Origin of the sequence: Desulfosporosinus sp. HMP52, assembly GCF_000765145.1 — a bacterium.
Taxonomy (GTDB): Bacteria; Bacillota; Desulfitobacteriia; order Desulfitobacteriales; family Desulfitobacteriaceae; genus Desulfosporosinus.
Genome location: NZ_JMGA01000016.1, coordinates 1 through 14,216, shown reverse-complemented (window position 1 = coordinate 14,216; position 14,216 = coordinate 1). Strand labels below are relative to the sequence as shown.

At 41.0% G+C, this 14,216-nt stretch carries 12 protein-coding genes and 1 pseudogene; 10 read left to right on the top strand and 3 right to left on the bottom strand.

Translation table 11 applies throughout. From position 1 onward, the window contains the following. Positions 1-164 precede the first annotated feature (164 nt). Together DP73_RS05620 and DP73_RS05615 are read right to left on the bottom strand one after the other, a co-directional pair. Positions 165-1,721: a YncE family protein gene (locus tag DP73_RS05620; protein ID WP_034598120.1), complete on the bottom strand. Its 1,557-nt coding sequence runs from the start codon at positions 1,719-1,721 to the stop codon at positions 165-167. A 91-nt stretch (positions 1,722-1,812) separates the two neighbouring features. Continuing rightward, positions 1,813-2,814 carry a glycosyltransferase family 1 protein gene (locus tag DP73_RS05615; protein ID WP_034598118.1) on the bottom strand — a complete coding sequence of 334 codons (1,002 nt, stop codon included), beginning with the start codon at positions 2,812-2,814 and terminating at the stop codon, positions 1,813-1,815. A gap of 158 nt (positions 2,815-2,972) precedes the next feature. Here DP73_RS05615 and DP73_RS05610 point away from each other — a divergent pair, with 158 nt between their 5' ends. From DP73_RS05610 to DP73_RS05580, 7 genes are all read left to right on the top strand, one after another. Continuing rightward, positions 2,973-3,209: a hypothetical protein gene (locus DP73_RS05610; protein ID WP_034598117.1), complete on the top strand. Its 237-nt coding sequence runs from the start codon at positions 2,973-2,975 to the stop codon at positions 3,207-3,209. 278 nt (positions 3,210-3,487) lie between these two features. Next, positions 3,488-4,609 carry a glycosyltransferase family 4 protein gene (locus DP73_RS05605; protein ID WP_081962968.1) on the top strand — a complete coding sequence of 374 codons (1,122 nt, stop codon included), beginning with the start codon at positions 3,488-3,490 and terminating at the stop codon, positions 4,607-4,609. A gap of 136 nt (positions 4,610-4,745) precedes the next feature. Further along, positions 4,746-5,732, top strand: a complete 987-nt coding sequence (locus DP73_RS05600; RefSeq protein WP_034598115.1) for an SDR family NAD(P)-dependent oxidoreductase — start codon at positions 4,746-4,748, stop codon at positions 5,730-5,732. 18 nt (positions 5,733-5,750) lie between these two features. Further along, positions 5,751-6,443, top strand: a complete 693-nt coding sequence (locus DP73_RS05595) for a sugar phosphate nucleotidyltransferase (RefSeq protein WP_034598113.1) — start codon at positions 5,751-5,753, stop codon at positions 6,441-6,443. A 65-nt stretch (positions 6,444-6,508) separates the two neighbouring features. Beyond that, the gene (locus DP73_RS05590) at positions 6,509-7,426 is read left to right on the top strand and encodes an SDR family oxidoreductase (protein WP_081962967.1); all 918 of its coding nucleotides are present in this window, start codon (positions 6,509-6,511) and stop codon (positions 7,424-7,426) included. Then, positions 7,410-8,474: a polysaccharide biosynthesis protein gene (locus DP73_RS05585; protein WP_034598111.1), complete on the top strand. Its 1,065-nt coding sequence runs from the start codon at positions 7,410-7,412 to the stop codon at positions 8,472-8,474. The genes DP73_RS05590 and DP73_RS05585 overlap by 17 nt, the downstream gene beginning before the upstream one ends. Further along, positions 8,471-11,752 (top strand): glycosyltransferase, encoded by a 3,282-nt coding sequence (locus tag DP73_RS05580; RefSeq protein WP_034598109.1) that lies wholly within the window; start codon positions 8,471-8,473, stop codon positions 11,750-11,752. The genes DP73_RS05585 and DP73_RS05580 overlap by 4 nt, the downstream gene beginning before the upstream one ends. On the opposite strand, the gene DP73_RS05575 is transcribed toward DP73_RS05580, so the two are convergent. Then, entirely contained in the window at positions 11,747-12,739 is a 993-nt protein-coding gene (locus DP73_RS05575; protein ID WP_034598108.1) for a hypothetical protein, read from the bottom strand. The two genes, DP73_RS05580 and DP73_RS05575, sit on opposite strands and share 6 nt — an antisense overlap. A gap of 197 nt (positions 12,740-12,936) precedes the next feature. On the opposite strand from DP73_RS05575, the gene DP73_RS05570 reads away from it, so the two are divergent. From DP73_RS05570 to DP73_RS21985, 3 genes and pseudogenes are all read left to right on the top strand, one after another. Beyond that, a complete protein-coding gene (locus DP73_RS05570) occupies positions 12,937-13,263 on the top strand; it encodes a hypothetical protein (RefSeq protein WP_034598106.1) in 327 nt (108 codons plus the stop codon). A gap of 77 nt (positions 13,264-13,340) precedes the next feature. Continuing rightward, complete coding sequence (locus DP73_RS05565) at positions 13,341-13,685, top strand: hypothetical protein (protein WP_034598104.1); 345 nt, start codon at positions 13,341-13,343, stop codon at positions 13,683-13,685. Positions 13,686-13,710: 25 nt separating this feature from the next. Beyond that, positions 13,711-14,216 (top strand): annotated as a pseudogene (locus DP73_RS21985) (spore surface glycoprotein BclB); the annotation flags it as partial.

Below are 14,216 nucleotides of genomic sequence, written 5' to 3'. Positions count from 1 at the left end.
AGAGCGGGATTGACAAATATCGTAATAGGTTCCAACTTTGAGCACTCACAATAAGTGCTTTCGTGCCATGGGGCCGTAGAAGAAAGGGTCGTTTATGGACGACCCTTTCTTTATCCTTAGTGCAAAGATTTATAAGAAGAGGGTGAATAACACATAAGAAATGATTATTGGCAAGTATCTTGCTGTGGCGGGAAGAAATCACTTGGGAATGGGGTAAGGGTGGCATCAAAGAAATTAATGCACGGATTTTCTGGAATATCAGGGAATTCCTCGCACATTGGAGGTTCAGGGCAGAATCCGAAGGCTGGAACGAGTAGCTGAACGAGACCTGTAACTTTTGTAATGACAAAACTTCCGATGGCAATTTGAATTGTTGTTGTTGTAAATAGTGGGCTGGTTAATACTTCTGTTCTTGTTTCAACACGCAAGTTAAAGTCAAATTCCGGACGCGTCGGTGGGAAGTACATTACAATGTCTTTGTTTATATCCGGGAGGGTGCCGGTTACAGTGAATAAAGCGCCAGTTGAATCCCTTAATGTCAAGGTGTAAGGAATCTGAATTGTGAATTGTACTCTGGAGAAGTTTGGCCGTGCAGGAATAGGTGTAATGACGACACTTCCCGGAACAATTACGCCTGTTGAGAAAGTCATGCTAACAAAGGTGAAAGGTGGAACTCCCCCTGCGGGTAAAGTGATGATGAAGGCGGGGAAGCATTCCCGCTGTAGACAGCTGGCATAAACTTTTTCGACGATAATGCACACCGATTCAGTAATTTCCTCAAGCTGATAAGGGTCTGTCAAGTCAATGGGGTCACTAGGAGATAAAGCAGAACCCACTCTACCTACTGTTACACCCCGGGGTGGGAATGATGTTGGCAATGCAGCTGCAATGGTATTTGTCAGAGTGTTAATAATGCTAATTGAGCTGTCGCCTTCGTTTGCGACCCATAATTGAGTGCCATCTCCTGTAACATCTAGCCCAAGGGGATTTACTCCGACAGGAATTGTGGTTATAACGTTAAGTCCTGTTGTCGAGATTACACTAACACTATTCGATCCGAAGTTGCTGACGTACATGAAGACAGGGTTTACTGGGTTAGCAGCAATTTTTTGAGGGTTTGATCCAACGGGAATGAGGCTTAGTAAAGCATTTGTAGCGGTGTTAATTACACTAACATTATTGCTGCCACTGTTAACGACAAAGAGTCTGGTATTGTCTAGGCTTAGAGCTAGACCATTAGGCGAAGTACCTACTGGGATTGTTGCAATGACAGTATTGGTTACTGGGTTGATAACTGAGACTGTATTACTGTCGCCGTTGCTTACGTAGACACGGCTGCCATCACGGGCAATTGCAACATCGACCGGACCTGTACCAACCGTTATAGTGCTTACTACCGTATGAGTTGGAATACTAATTACGGAAACAGTTCCACTTCCAGAGTTTGTCACATATGCTGTAGTACTAGTAGGGTCAATTGCGACAGAGGTAGGAGCAAGACCTACTGGAATGGTAGCCAAGACAAGGTTACCGGCTGTACAAATAACAGAGACAGTGTTACTACCGAAATTAGGAACCAATACTTTTGTACCATCCGGAGTGCGTTTTGGGAAAGCTGGTGCAATCCCCACGGGGATGGTAGCGACTAGCACATCGCTATAAACGTTATATATAGCGACCGCATTGTCGAGTGTTACCCAAGCGTGGGTTTCAAATAGCATGTGTGTATTCCCCCCTTTTTTGATTAAGAAACGAGTTAGACTTAGTAGCTTTCAACGTATACTATTCGCTCGTAGATTAGGGTGTTACACGCTATTTCTGATTTGTATTAGCCTTTTCAAAAATATACTGCAGCATTCGGCCGACCCGTTCGCTCCAATCATTAGCTTGCGCGTAGGCCATTCTTTCTGCTTTATTGGAGTCAGCTTCGTTTAATAAATGTTTGAGACGCAGTGAGAATAGGTGAGGGCTGGCTTCAAGATTGATCTTAGGAATAGTGAGAAGTTCAGGAAGAGGTGTACCTAGAACTCTTATTCCTGCTGCGTAATATTCATAAAGTTTGATTGGGTTGCACCCTTTAGTCATTTCTGTTTGACGAAAGGGTATCAATCCAACATCAAAATAATGGAGATATGCAGGAAGCTCCTGATATGACTTTAATCCTAGGTAGTAGACGTTTTTTAATTTCAATGGAAATTTATTAAGCTGAAAGAGGGCTCCTAAAAAGACAAAGTTTATCTCAGGGTTTTCTTGGATTACTAATTTAAGCAAATCCCAATCCACCCATGGAGCAATAGCTCCACTATATCCGACAATGGGTTTTCCTGATGGAAGGTCGATAGGGCGGTGAGTAGGGGCGGGGGAAAAATGAACGTAGTCTACACCGTTGGGGATCAAATAGACATGAGGATGTCGGTTAAGAAAATATTCGTAAATACTGTTGCTGCTACAAAAAATCAGATCTGCTTTTTCGAGTATTGAAGGATAATAGGGAGCCCAACTAGCGAACTCATCCTTAGGTTCATCCACAGCATCGTAAATAACCAGATCAGGGTCATAGTTTTTAATTAGATTAATGTGGGATGGAACAGTCAGCCATAGGATGCGTGGTCTTGGGTGGGGAACAGACATGGCTGACGAACCTTGGCAGATGAGAAATGAAGGAGACAGCAGATTGTTTTTTGAAGTTGAGAAATTACCCAGGTCTTCATAAAGGACTGTTTGGCCAGAAGCCGAGAACCGTCCGAGTAACTGTTGTGGGCGCTGAAACATCCAATTCCAAGGAATTGAAGGAGGGTAGATTATCGTTGGCATTAGTAACCTCCTCATAGCCGTTACCAAAAAATAATGTACTTAGTATCATGATATGTTCAAGAGAGTTAAGGGGGGAATAAAAAGCAAGTACCATTTTCATAAATGGAATCATAGGATAATGTAAAAGGGTTGTCCGTAGAAGTTATGGGGGGCAGACAATGGAAGAAGAAGTCCAGACAATTAAGAAAGATATTGCAGAGATTAAGGAGGCTGTTAAAGAAGTCTCAACAGTTGTTAACGATATGCGTGTACTTCTCGCGGGTAACTATATTACAAAACAAGATTTTGACGATTATAAAAAGGGAACGGAAAATAGCCGACGCTGGTGGTCGGGCTTTGGTATTGCCTTGGCGGGAGCATTTGCTGCCGTTGTAAATGTTCTTTGGAGCCATTGATTAATATGAAAGAAAAAAGTATTGCAGGAAATCAAAAAGAAAACGAAGTCTGCCATTGTAATAGGTAGACTTCGTTTCTTTTAATTTTTAGTTAAGCCCTCAGCTAAGCAATGCTGTTTAGAAAGTTTTTGCTAAGTGGAAATGAATGTGATCGGTATGGACGAAGTCTCATTAAAGTCTATTAATAGGAATTTAGGTCTAGCAAGATAGAAGGCTTGTGCATAGAGTATTAAAGAAGTAAAACTTAGAACCATGACCTTAGTAAAGGGGGAGATTTTCTGAAAATCTTATCCTTAAGCAATGAATTTGAAGAAGAAAGCTTTGGCGGCGCAGGAACAGCAGTCACAGGTATGGTGCATATGCTTGATCGTATGGGTGTGCGACAGACCGTTATAGTACCAAGCAGTAACTGTAATATCCCAGTCTGGACAGGACTGGGGCAACAAATTAAGGTTCTATGGCTGCCGCGGGACAGCAGATATTTTGGCTATCTTGGGATGATCAAGGCGGATGTTGTATGTAAGGAATTTCCACAGATCTGTCAGGGATGGGATTTGATTCATAGCCATGCCATTAATTTTACACCTTTGTCCTATACCCTATCTCAAGGAAATATTCCAATTTTGTATTCAGTTTACTCCTTTTTGCGTAAAGAATTGGGAGACTTGCCTGATCCAGAATTACAAGCACAATTTAAAATACAGGAAGAATTGCTAATGCGTTGTCAATGCATTCATCTTATTAGCCAGAGTGAGAGACAATATTTAGCTGATCATTTTCCACAATATCTTTTTAAGACTCAAGTCTTGCCCCTCGGTATTAATATTCCTTCAGAACGCTGGCAACAAGGGATAAGGAACCAATTGTTATATGTCGGAAGGTTATTGGATTATAAAGGAATTGAAGATCTAATTAAGGCTGTGTCAATTAGATTTAGAGGTGGTCTTCAAGTTCAAGTAAATATTGTAGGTAAAGGGACAGAGTTATATGAAGGTTATTTAAAGCATCTTGTCCAAGCGCTAAATCTGGGAGCCTATATTCATTTTCTCGGTCGAATCTCAAGTCAGGAGGTCAGACAGAAAATGGCAAGTACAACTGCACTTGTTGTTCCTAGTCGGCGAGAAGCCTATGGCTTAGTTGCCTTAGAAGGAATGGCGATTGGAACACCGGTAATCTCCTCAAACGCTGGGGGTTTGGCAGAAGTTGTTCCAAACTCTTGTGCATCGACTTTCGAAGCAGGAAACGTTTTAAAGTTATCTGCGGCTATAACAGGTGTCTTAGATAATCCCTCTTTACAAAAATCACTCTCCATTAAAGGGCATCAAAATGCAGTGAAGTTCGAGTGGTCTCAGTTAGCATCGAAATATTATACCCTCTTGAACACCCTGTTAACGGGATAGTCCTTTTAACGGGTTAATGTAATTTGTTCCCGCCTTATTGGGGAAAGGATCGTCCGCTGAAATGGTAACTACGGTGTCAGATAGACAAAAACTGACATAAGATATATCAGTTATTGTAACAGAAGGGATGAACGTAATGTGGGAGCATAAGCAGGTCTTGATTACTGGAGCAGGAGGATTCATCGGTAGTCACTTGACAGAGGCCTTGGTAAAAGCAGGGGCTAAAGTTCGTGTCTTTATTCGATATAATTCTAGGGATGGCCGCGGAAACTTAGAAGATTTAGAACCGGGGTTACTTGAACAAATTGAAATCATTGCCGGGGATTTACGTGATGCAGATGTAATCGAACGCTCAGTTAAAGGGTGTAATGCAGTTTTTCATCTTGGGGCTTTGGTAGGAATTCCGTATTCTTATAAAAATCCTCGAGAAGTTGTAGAAACCAACATTTTAGGAACGTTTAATATTTTGACAGCAGCCCGGGATCATGGGGTAGAGCGGATTGTACACACTTCGACAAGTGAAGTCTATGGATCGGCACTCTACGTCCCAATTGATGAGTCTCATCCCCTTCAAGGTCAGTCGCCATATTCAGCAAGCAAAATTGGTGCAGATAAACTAGCAGAGAGTTTCTATGCTTCCTTTGATCTACCCGTCGTGACAGTAAGACCCTTTAACTGTTATGGACCGCGTCAGTCTGCTCGGGCTGTGATTCCAACACTAATTACTCAGGCTTTAGCCTGTGAGGAAATACGTCTTGGTAACACGGAGACCTTGCGAGACTTTACCTTTGTAACGGATACTGCGGATGGTTTTATTAAAGCAGCTCAGAGTAAAGATGGGTTTGGAAAAGTTATTAATATTGGTTCAGGGAGTGAAATCTCGATTGGGGAATTGGCCAAAATTGTTTTGAAAACTGTTCAAAGTACGGCGAAAATCAAAGTTGATGAGGCGCGAATTCGCCCGAGCCGCAGTGAGGTTAGCCGTCTTTTAGCTGATAATCGTTTAGCTAAAGAGACCATAGGATGGGAACCGCAGGTTACGCTAGAAGAAGGGATCAAAAGAACAGTGGCCTGGATTGCCAGCCATATGAATCGTTTTCAGATCGGAAAATACCAGATTTAGAAGGTAAAGGGGGATATTATGCAAACTATTATTTTAGCTGGAGGCAGAGGGATACGCCTAGATCCCTATACCAGAATTTTGCCCAAGCCGCTTATCCCCATTGGAGATAAACCAATAGCCGATATTCTAGTCCAACAATTAAAATCTTCTGGAGTCGAGGAAATAATTATGTGCCTAGGATATCTTGCAGACTTTATTAAGCTTTATTTTCAAGATGGCAGTCATTTTGGTCTTGACATTCGTTATTCTATTGAAACAGCACCATTGGGTACTGCTGGCCCGCTAAAACTTGTGGCAGATTTAGAGGATGATTTTTTAGTTGTCAACGGCGATGAATTAACGACGTTGGATTTTGGCGCGCTTTATGGACACCATATTGCGATGCAAGCAGATATGACCGTTGCTGTGCATAAGAAAGCCGTCCACTCGGCCTTCGGAGTCCTAGAAATTAAAGATGGACAGGTGACAGCTTATTCAGAAAAACCTACCATTAACTATTGGGCGAGTATGGGCATCTACGTTATTAATAAGCGAGTTATTTCATTAATTCCTGAAAATGAACGCTTTGACATGCCTGATCTAGTTAAAGCTCTACTTTCAAATCATGCCCCGGTTGTGAGTTATGAAAGTGAAGACCTTTGGTTTGATATTGGAACACCTGCAGATCTGGAAAAAGCAAAAGAGGTCTTTAGGGAGCTAAAACTGTCCTAAAAGCAAATGTAAGCAGGATTAACTAATAACTTTTAGTAAATACCCCGAAAGGTGTGAATAGGGGAATGACAAAGGTATTGATCCTGGGAGGATCGGGGATGTTAGGTCATACTTTGTTTCGCTATCTGTCTAAAGACGCAAGATTTGATGTTTATACAACAGTTCGTTCTACAAACGTACTGTCCCATTGGCTTCCGGCAGATTGGATGAAAAAAGTATACGCAGATGTTGATGTTTTTAATGCAGATAGCCTGACAAAAATTTTCTCGGATGTGTCTCCAGATATTGTAGTGAACTGTATCGGAGTGATTAAGCAGGTACCCAAGGCCCAAGATCCACTTACGACTATATGGACTAATGCACTTTTACCCCATACAATTGCTAAGCTCTGTAGTGCAGCCGGTTCACGATTCATTCATATTAGTACAGATTGTGTCTTTACAGGAGAAAAAGGGGGCTATTTGGAGAGCGATGTGGCGGATGCCCTTGATCTATATGGCAGAACAAAACTTCTTGGTGAGGTAGATTATTCCCATTGTGTCACACTTCGTACGTCGATAATCGGGCATGAACTACAAGGATACTATGGACTTGTAGAATGGTTTTTAGGTCAAAAGGAAAAGGTTTCAGGGTTCTGTAAGGCTATTTACTCAGGATTGCCGACTATTGAATTTGCACGGATTATCCGTGATCATGTGATTCCAGATATAGAAATGACTGGACTTTATCATGTTTCGGCAAATCCCATTTCCAAATACGAATTGTTAAAACTCATTAAAGCTCAGTATAACAAAAATGTAGAGGTCGAATCGGACAATAAGGTTCAGATTGATCGATCTTTAGATTCAACGCGTTTCCGTTCTCTAACGGGCTATAATCCACCTTCGTGGAAAGACTTAGTACACGAAATGTATCTGGATTATTTACAGGGCCCCTATCATTATGGCAAGGCCAAGGGGGATAAAAATGGAAATTCTAAATAATAAAGTAATCGTAATTACTGGTGGTACAGGTTCGCTAGGTAAAGTATTAACTCGCAGACTCTTGAAAAAAGAGCTTGGTTCACCAAAGAAAATTATAATCTTTTCCCGGGATGAAGCAAAACAGCACGCTATGAGAATTGAATATCAAAATAAACAAAACGTTACTGATGAAGTGATCTATGACAATTTTGCTCGCTTAATCGAGTTTAGAATAGGCGATATCCGTGATTATCATTCCGTTTGTTCAGTATTACGGGAAGCAGATATCGTCATCAACGCTGCTGCCCTTAAGCAGGTTCCTTCATGTGAATACTTTCCATTCGAAGCGGTGCTGACTAATATAGTTGGTGCAGAAAATATCATACGTGCAATTCGAGAAAATAATCTTAAGGTTGAAACGGTGGTTGGTGTTTCGACTGACAAAGCCTGTAAACCAGTGAACGCTATGGGTATTTCTAAGGCTTTGCAAGAGAGGATCTTTATAGCTGCAAATGTGACCCTCCCTAAGACAAGGTTTATATGCGTCCGTTATGGCAATGTTTTAGCTTCGAGGGGGTCTGTGATTCCCTTATTTCATGAACAAATAAAGCATGGCGGGCCGGTTACTATCACGACAAAGGAAATGACGAGATTTTTGTTGCCTTTAGAGAGTGCAGTAGATACTATTTTTGCTGTTTTAAAAGATGCTAAACCCGGAGAAATATTTATTCCCAAAATTCCGGCAGCTTTAATTGAGGATGTAGCAAAAGCCTTAATGGGGGAACAAAAGATCGCTTTAAAATATACGGGAATTCGTCCGGGGGAAAAGGTTCATGAAATAATGATTTCCGAGGAAGAGGCATGGCGGACTTATGATCGAGGGGATTATTATGCTATTAAGCCCATGTTGCCGGAGTTGCTAAAAGAAGATCTGAACTTGCAGGTCTTATCTAAAGAGTATAGTTCGGGGGATTCTCTGATGACCTTTGAAGAAACAGTAGCTCTATTGCAGAAGCATAAGCTAATGATAGGTCAAGAAAATAGAGAAGCAGGGGAATTCTTGAGATGAAGAAGAAATATAAGATTGCGTGTATTTGTCAAATCTATAATGAGCTTTGTAAAGACAATCTAGAACGGTTTGTTAAGTATGTTTTACCTGCAGTAGATGATCTGGTCGTCTATGATGACGGTAGTACAGATGGCAGCTATGAGTATATGCTTAAACAAACACCCTATGTCCTTAGAGGAACAAAAAATGACTTTGTCAATGAACGGAGTCATAAGCAGCTTCTGCTGCAGGAGGCTTTAAAGCTTAATCCGGATTTTATCCTATGGTTAGATGCTGACGAGGTGTTAACTGCTAATGCTGGCGAAAAACTTCAGGAATTGTGTGCTCAATGTGAGAGTAACAATTATGATGCCGTGAATATGCATGAAATCAATCTTTGGCGAAGCAATACTTGGCAGCGGCTGGACAGTTTATATGACAAGGGCTGGTTTTGCCGTCTGTGGCGGGTTGTGCCGGGGATCTGTTTTCATGATACAAAGCCCGGACTTCATCAGCCACTTTTTCCGTCCACGATTCGAAACGTAATGTGGACACTTGACCTTCAAGTATTACACTATGGCTTTTCTTCGAAGCAACGTTTAGCCCATAAATATCTAGTATACAGGTCTCACGGACAGCGAGGTTATGATATGCTGGATCGTTTAATCAGCGAAGAAAAGCTGGTTGTATCGAAAGTTCCTCCGGATTTTTTCCCCGAAGGGCTTTGGTCTGATGATGACGAACCGATACCACTAACCTTTGCAGAGTCCTTGGCGTATGTCGAAGAATATCGGGAGGAAGTATTTAAGCCTAGATTCTCCATTGTTTGTCTGGTTTATAAAAGTGTGGAATGGTTGAAGTTTGTCTATGAGCAGGTTTATAGATATACGGATATGACAGATAAAGAGTTTTTCTTTGTTGCTAATGATGCGACGCCTTCAGTTCTTAATTATTTAAGGGATAACTATATACCAAATTATGTTTTTACAAACACTCCTGAACAACAGCAGGAATGGTATGTCAATAATGTTTATCGGGCCTACAATTTTGCCGCCAGCAAAGCTCAAGGGGACTTTGTCGTATTCATTAATTCGGATATGGCCTTTACACCAGGATGGTTTGATAATCTATGGAAAGCTTATGATGGAGAGAACTGTGTTGCTTCCCGCTTAGTAGAGTCGGGAAAACTGCGCAGTGGTCAATATGGCGTGGAAAAAGACTTTGGTCGGGATTATTCTGCGTATCGAGAGATGGAATTTCAACAGTATGCCCGTGAAATCTCTGAGCCAAAATTGTCAGACGGCGGACTCTTTATGCCACTCTTGATTCGTAAAGAGCATTTTGAACGTGTCGGGGGCTATCCGGAAGGGCAGGTTCTCTTAGGGAGCGATTTTAACAATCCGGTTATTGCTAAGAGGGGCGAGGCTTGTATATCTGGGGATACTGTCTTAATTCTTAAGTTAAAAACCATAGGAATAAGGCATCAGACAGCCTTCGATAGTCTGGCTTATCACTTTCAGTGGGGGGAACTAGATAGTTCAGAAACCTTGAGTTGTGGACAAAATGACATTAAAGTTGCAATTTGCTGCGATTCTATAGCTGGGTCAATAGGAGAGAGATTGTTTTGGAGTTCTTTGGAAGAATCCTTGCCTGCATCAGTAAGTATAGGAAGGGATATGGTAGGAGATATAGGGGATTATGCGGCCAATGCTCGAAAATACATTCAGCATAATTATCCGAAGGTAGAAGTAATTTTGCAAAACGCGACATTTATAAATATCGTGGATCAATCTCGTTACACGATAGCAGTTTTGCAGGAAAATCTAAGGTCCATGGGCATTCCTAATGCCCAGCAAGAGGAAAATTTACGACAGGCTCATAAACTGGTTGCGAATTCGGGCCAAACTGCTCTGGCATATCCGGAGTTTGATTTTGAGATTATTCCTGGTGGCTTGGGTCTACAGCTTTTCAAGAAAATGAACAAAGAGGAGGTACGTCAGGAGTTTTGCTTTGGTTCGGAACGAATAGGAATCTACATTGGAGACTTTAACGAGGTACACGGCTGGAGCAAAGTTCGAGCCTCTATTACAGCTCATCCAGAAATAACATGGATTATAGTTACAAAAAATGTTGAACCCTTTATCGCAGATAACGTAAGGCTCTTTTATCAAGTGCCTCGGAATCTGTTGGTTAAACTTCTTAACTGCGCTGATTTCCTTATCAATGGTTCGCCATTAGAGATTCAGAATCAGGGAACTATCGAAGCTTGCTTATGCGATGTGCCAGTGATTATGAGAAAGATAGGAATTTTCAAGGATATGAGTCCTCAAGAGCGAGATCAGTGTGGAGTCTTTGGCGAAGACATTGAGGGGGCTGTTCAAGAATTATTCAAACGATCCTTTAATCCTAGGAATGTTCTGTTAAAAAAGAGCATATCTGTACCAGATTCTACTCAGAAATGGGAAGGCTTAATAAAGAGCGTTTTCAAAGGTCTAATGATAGAGAAGTCTAACACCAAGCAAAATGTAAAACGGCCTAAGGTGTCTATAATAATTACAACGTATCAGAGGACACATCTATTAAGATGGGGACTCTATTCTTTAGCTCGCCAGACGATTCCCTTCGAGTTCGAAACAATCGTTGTCAATGATGGAATACAAGATCAAACAGAAGAGATCTGCAGCGAATTTAAAGAGAAGTTGAATTTGAAATATATTTTCACGGGGCAAAGAAATTTGCAGAGAGAACCCATCTGGAGGGTGCCTGGTTTTGCAATTAATATTGGTGTAAAGCAAGCATCCGGAGACATTTTGGTAATGTGTTGTGCCGAAATGCTTCATATAAACCAGACTATAGAAAAGATTACCATGCCTATCTTGGATAATCCAAAGCTACTGGGTATTCCGTTTGGAAAAGACGACCGAACGGGGTTGTTATTAGAGTCAGTGGAGAAGAATAAAGGTAGTTTTGAGCAAGAAATCTTCAATAATTGTATAGATTTAGATACTAGAATGCCATTTCTGATGGCATTGCATCGTAGTCAGTTTTTGGAGATAGGGGGGTATGATGAAGATTTTACGGGAATAGCTTATGATGATCGAGATTTCATTGATCGAATACTGGCATATGGTTGTCAGTACTGCCGAACCGAAGCCGTAACGGCACATTTGTATCATCCGAGAGCAGAGGGGTATTATCAGGGCGGAGGCCCGCCTGAATGGGATTATAATAAAAATCTCTACTTGTCTAGACATGGAAAAATTCGGAGGAATGAAGGAAAAGAGTGGGGAAAACTATAAAAAACGAGTAGCTAACTTGCATAATAAAAGAGCCACCAGATGTGGCCCTTTTATTATGCAAGTTAGTTTTGTTAATAGGGTATTTATTTTACTAAAAAGTGCATTTGAATTTGTACTTATATTTTTTCTATTGTGTTTTGAATCCTTGTCATAGCAATAATTATTTTCTCTTTCAGACTCATTATCTGGGTTACAATGAGGATTTTTATAATCGATTGGGGTTGGGAAGGTCAGTCGAAGCTGGATCAAAATAACCATTTTTTCCTGCAAGGTGGTAAAAGTATATTCTTCAGGTGGGCCACCATACAAAGGGATACAGTCAAGGGCATTGTCCGTCTCGTTAATTTGGCAGAAAACAAGTTGGCAGGTCGGCATGCGGTTGTAAAACTGTTCACTCAAAAGGTTGAATTCTGTCTTTGATTGGAGAGGATCCTTAGTTGAAGATACAGTAAACCCATATTCTCGCTGCTGATCATAATGAATTGGTGAAAATTGCCAGTGTCTGCCAAGGTCAATGACACAAGAAATTGGAATATCCACTACAAAATCTTTTATTATGCCTGCCACAGTGGTTGGTGTTTGGTGAACGGCTTCCGAATATTGAATATCCTTGCGCACCAGACCGCCAATAAATAACTTAGGAGTATCGCTTGATATTCCGGGTGGTGTAGAAACGCTATTAAAGAAATGATTTTGGGTTAGTTTAAAATCTTTTTTAATCGTTTTTACCTCTAGTGCTTTTGTGGGTAGGTGAATAATAGATTCAGCAGGAACTGAAATAGTAATCAATACTGAGCAAAAATCTATTTTTTCAATTTGTAAAGGATTGCACATCTGGAGTGCTGCAGTATTTGGAAAAACAGGATTAGGTGTAACCGGTGGAATTGGTTGAGGACACACCTTTGGTTTGGGGGTTTCTCGCACCCAATTAGGGATAAAAGGCGCTGATTGCTTCCATTCATGAGGGCAATTTTTTTGATAAGACAATCTGTTCCCTTCCTTTCTTATATGAAAACATATGGTCAGACTTTATTGAGAGCTAATCCTCTTATATAGCTAGGATATGTTGAACTAAAGAATTAGTACCGTTATAAATGCTATTACAAAGTAAGATTTTATGGTAACAAAAATAGGACATGAACAATAGAATAAGTAAATCCATAATTTAGGAGGTGGAGAAAAATATGCCATATTTATCTACGGGTTTGCTGAAAAATCCTTTGGTTGAGGGCATTTGGGCAAGTCCGACTCTTTCAGTAAATATCACCAATGATGATAGTTCAACTGTTGCAATTCAAATTGAGGGATTTTCTCAAACTGATAGTACTAAAATCCAGTACGTGGAAGAGTTTTTTACTTTAGCATCCGGTGCAGTAGTTTTAAAGAATTATTTCATTCCATTTAATACATTTGAGTTTAAATTCTTTGCCAGTTCTCAATCTGTGGAAATTTCTGTATGGTGCAAAGACTCAGATGGAAATCTTATTTCTGTCCCTTTAGGGATAAATTGAATCAAAGCTTGTTGGGTAACCAAAAAGGGACAAGTGAAATACAATATATAAAACCAAAATTTGGAGGTTAGAAATATATGCCTAATTTAACAACGGGTTTGTTTGAAAACACTCCTGTCGCGGGAGTCAGGCCGAGCACGATGGTTTCTGTGAATATCACGAATGATGATACAACTTCTCAAGATGTTCTAATTCAAGGATTTTTCCAAAGTGGAACAACGAAGGTGCTGTATGTACTGGAGTTGCTTGTACTTGCTCCAGGGGGTGTCGCCTTGAGAAATTATTTCGCAGATTTCGATGCCTTTGAATTTCAATTTGTTGCAAGTTCAGAAGCTGTTGAAGTTACAGTTTGGGGAAAAGATGCGGCTGGTAATCTAACTACAGCTCATCGAGTAGTTGCCCAAGAGGTTGACCCATTCTAACAATGTTAAAGAAGGAGACGAGAAAATGGCTGAATTAACGACTGGATTGATAGAGAATACACCGGTCAATGAAGTAAGACCTACTTCAACGTTCACAGTAAAGATTACGAATGATGATACAGTTGCTGCTACAGTCTTTATTGAAGGTTTTTACGTGACGGGGATTGCGAAGACACTGTATGTCTTGGAGTTGTTCATTATGGATCCCGGTGAGGTAGCAGAAAGAGTTTATTTTGCCCAATTTGATGAATTTGAATTTCAGTTTGTGACCAGCTCTGATGCAGTAGAGATCTCTGGCTGGGGAAAAGATGCAGAAGGAAATTTGGTCACGGCTCATCGCTTGGTAGCTGCAGAACTTGATCTGATAGGCCCGAGTGGAATCACAGGAGCCACAGGAGCCACAGGAGCCACAGGAGCCACAGGAACAGCAGGAGCCACAGGAGCCACAGGAGCCACAGGAACAGCAGGAGCAACAGGAGCAACAGGAGCAACAGGAGCAACAGGAGCAACAGGAACAGCAGGAGCAACAGG